This is a genomic window from [Phormidium] sp. LEGE 05292 (assembly GCF_015207735.1).
Classification (GTDB): domain Bacteria; phylum Cyanobacteriota; class Cyanobacteriia; order Cyanobacteriales; family Aerosakkonemataceae; genus Floridanema.
Genome location: NZ_JADEWG010000283.1, coordinates 1 through 3,517 on the forward strand (window position 1 = coordinate 1; position 3,517 = coordinate 3,517).

The 3,517-nt window shown below is 43.2% G+C and carries 3 protein-coding genes; 2 read left to right on the plus strand and 1 reads right to left on the minus strand.

The annotated features are described in order from the left end of the window. Positions 1 to 183 precede the first annotated feature (183 nt). Positions 184 to 750 (plus strand): hypothetical protein, encoded by a 567-nt coding sequence (locus IQ264_RS31865; RefSeq protein ID WP_193986661.1) that lies wholly within the window; start codon positions 184 to 186, stop codon positions 748 to 750. 128 nt (positions 751 to 878) lie between these two features. Here IQ264_RS31865 and purM read toward each other — a convergent pair whose 3' ends face one another. Then, a complete protein-coding gene (gene purM / locus IQ264_RS31870) occupies positions 879 to 1,907 on the minus strand; it encodes a phosphoribosylformylglycinamidine cyclo-ligase (protein WP_193986663.1) in 1,029 nt (342 codons plus the stop codon). 401 nt (positions 1,908 to 2,308) lie between these two features. On the opposite strand from purM, the gene IQ264_RS31875 reads away from it, so the two are divergent. Then, a complete protein-coding gene (locus tag IQ264_RS31875) occupies positions 2,309 to 3,475 on the plus strand; it encodes a septal ring lytic transglycosylase RlpA family protein (protein WP_193986665.1) in 1,167 nt (388 codons plus the stop codon). The last annotated feature ends 42 nt before the right edge of the window (positions 3,476 to 3,517 follow it).

Here is a 3,517-nt window from a genome sequence, read left to right on the forward strand (position 1 = left end):
CCCTATCTCCCCATCCCCTTGTCCCCTTGTCTCCCTATCCATCTGCCACAGCAGTAATTGGCTAAAATTGAAAGTGCAATACCATGCAAGGAACTAGCGATGATTGGAAGGATTTGGCAAAAAATAGTGGAGTTTTTTCAGAGTTTATTTGGGCGCAGAGGGAGTAAAAGATCCAAATCCTCCATGAAAGCTATACAAAAGCAAATCCAACCGCCAAAACCATTGGAAAATAGTGATTACGAGTTTTTGTTCATGCAGCTATTAGAAGGCATAGCGCATGGTTGGCAACAATCAAAAGTAGAAAAATTTTTCGCAGAATTAGACGATCGCACCACCGAAGCCCAATGGGTACAATGGATACGTGGCTTTGGCGAAAGATTACTCGCCTCACCTGCGCCAAACCAAGAATTAGCCCTGCGAATGCTAGCATTAGGCGACATGGGTTACGGAGAAATTAGCGATACAGCAGGTGAAATAGGGTTACAGTTATTACAAAGACAGGAAAAACCAATAATACAAACCCCACAAAATCCAGCAGCGTCAAATCTGTTTTTATCTGTTGATGAAGCAGGTAATTTTGACGAACAACCTCAAACTATTTCTTTAGAACAACTTTGGGAATTATTACAACAAGACCCAGAATTAGTACAACAAATGGCAGCATTATTGCAAATTAATACTGACAATCCTGAAGAAATTATTCGAGTTTTAATGAATCAATCTATCGGTGCTTCTATGGATGAAATTTAGCAGGAGAGCAGAGGAGCAGGGGAGCAGGGGAGATGGGGATGGGCAGAAAATGTAAAGTTTATCCTTTCTTCCCTTCTGCCTTCTGCCCTCTGCCAGTCACCAGTCCCCAGTCCCCAAAACCAAAAAGGTCAATCTGGTAAACCTACAAGATTACCTGTACCGGGAATTACTTTGCCGATCGCATAAGCAGCAATATTTTGTGATTCAAACCATTTGATAGTTGCTTCCTCTTGCTCTGGTTTTACCAAAACTACAAACCCAACCCCCATATTAAAAGTTTCAAACATAGCTTTGGGGTTAACATTACCAGCAGTAGCTAACCAGTGAAAAATTGGTAAAACTTGCCAACTATTGGGGATAATTTCAATTGATTGATTAGCACCCAGACAACGAGGCAAATTTTCTGGTAAACCACCACCAGTAATATGAGCCATGCCATGAATTTCGATTCCAGAAGACCTAGCACCTAACACAGGTTTGACATAAATTTGAGTCGGAGTTAATAAAGTTTCTCCTAAACTTTTGCCGCCTAATTGTTCTCTTGCGTCAGTCCAATTAAATCCACCATCATTAACAATTTTTCGCACCAAACTAAAACCATTACTGTGGACACCTTGAGAAGCTAGTGCGATCGCCACATCCCCAATTTCCACCTTAGATCCTGACAAAAGTTGGCTCCTTTCCACCACACCCACACAAAAACCCGCCAAATCATACACCCCTGGCGGATAAAATCCCGGCATCTCCGCCGTTTCCCCTCCTAACAAGCTACATCCCGCCATTTCACATCCCTGACTAATTCCTGCCACCACCTCTGTAAGCTGTTCTTGTTCCAGCTTTCCCGTAGCTAAATAATCCAAAAAAAACAAAGGTTCCGCACCAGAAGTCAGCACATCATTGACACACATCGCCACTAAATCAATACCTACAGTATTGTGACAATTTAAATCATGAGCGATCTTCAGCTTCGTCCCCACACCATCAGTCCCCGAAACTAAAACAGGTTGTTTATACCCGCTGGGTAACTCAAAAAAACCGCTAAAACCACCCAACCCACCAATCACTTCCGGTCTGTGGGTACGATTTACTAAACTGCGGATTTTATCTACAAAAGCTCTACCCGCCTCTACATCAACACCCGCTTCTCGATAATCCATAACCTAATCTCCCACTTCATTCAACATTTGCCAGATTTAATTTTGAACCGAACAAGGTACTGGCAAATTCCCAAAATTTATAATGGCAAAATTTGATAATAATTCCAAATCAGTTAATAAATAATCTATAAAAATTTATTTTATACTTTCCCGTCAAATAACCCGAAAAACAACCCTATACCAGTAGTTTTACTGAAGAATCTTAGTTTAGTCCAGAACTATAATCCGGCATATACCGATCCCCAATTAGAAAAGTTCATGGTAATCTGTTGCAGTTGCAATTTAATAAGGCAAAAACGAATCGACTACAAGTTAGCCGACAAAATTGTAGGCTGGGTGCTGATACCAAATGAACACAGCCCTTAAATGTAGCGATAACCACCTTGACAGAGCAAAAGCTTATGAAGCAAAGATTTTGGAGCAGCATTTCTGCTGCCATACTAACAACTGCGCTGGGGACAACCCTTTCCTGCCATGCCGAAACTAACAAGGTAAAAGGAAAAGAATCGGAAATAAAACCAGCGCCAGCTGCTAGTCAACCTTTACCTCCAGCCAGTACTCAAACCGACACCATCAAAGTAGGTGAGTATCAATCAAAGACAGGAGGTAATGCTCAAGAACAGGTAATCGCAAAAATTCAAACTCATGAAGTAGCAGGCCGTCAAATAGCAATCCTTTATTTACGGGATATTCCAGTGTTAACTTTTGTTGGCTCTTCCCCAGTTGAGTCAAGCAACGTCAAAGAAGGCACTCTTTCCCAAAATGGGAGTCAACAAGTTGAAAATACTGCAACCAACCCAATAGCAAGAGCTACCGCAGTAGCAGCTAAGTTAAACCAATTAAATCGGGAAAACCTCGACGCTAACAACATCACAGTTGCATACTCGGTCAGCAACAAGGTGAGTAGCACCAGCGAAGAAATATTACAAGCCCAAGCACATATAGCCAGCAATCAAAAAACAGCAATATTAGCTAAAAATAATCGCAATACGTCTAACGGCACGCTACGCGATCGCTACATCATCAAAGTTAACAACGAACTTTTAGTCGAAATCACCGACCAAACCAGGCTTCCAGACACCACAAATAACCTTGCTGAAGATGCCCTGCAAGCCACCAACAGATTACGGCGACTCATGGGTAATGCTCCTCCCTTAACAGATATTCCCGGTAGACCTACAGCTCAACCTCAGCCAGCACAAGTCGCTTTTGCACCCATACCCACAGTTAAAGCAGTTCTCAGCGGTTTAGCTTCTTGGTATGGCCCTGGTTTTCACGGTAATCGCAGCGCCAGCGGCGAAAGATACAACCAAAATGCCCTCACAGCGGCTCACCGTAGCTTACCCTTTGGCACAATGGTCAGAGTCACAAACCTGAGAAATGGTCTGTCAGTAGTAGTCAGAATTAACGATCGCGGCCCATTCGCCAGAGGTCGCATCATCGACCTTTCCGCCGCTTCCGCCAGAATCATCGGATTAACAAGCTCAGGAGTAGCCCAGGTAAAACTAGAAGTCTTGGGTGAACCACGAATCATTACCACCGATGCCCCAGTATCTTCCATTAATTAGTGACTAGGTACTGGGAGGAAGTAGGGAGGTGGGGGGTAGGGG

Coding starts and splice junctions, on each gene's coding strand:
- IQ264_RS31875 (WP_193986665.1), top strand. CDS start 2,309: ATGAAGCAAAGATTTTGGAGCAGCATTTCTGCTGCCATACTAACAACT.
- IQ264_RS31865 (WP_193986661.1), top strand. CDS start 184: ATGAAAGCTATACAAAAGCAAATCCAACCGCCAAAACCATTGGAAAAT.
- purM (WP_193986663.1), bottom strand. CDS start 1,907: ATGGATTATCGAGAAGCGGGTGTTGATGTAGAGGCGGGTAGAGCTTTT.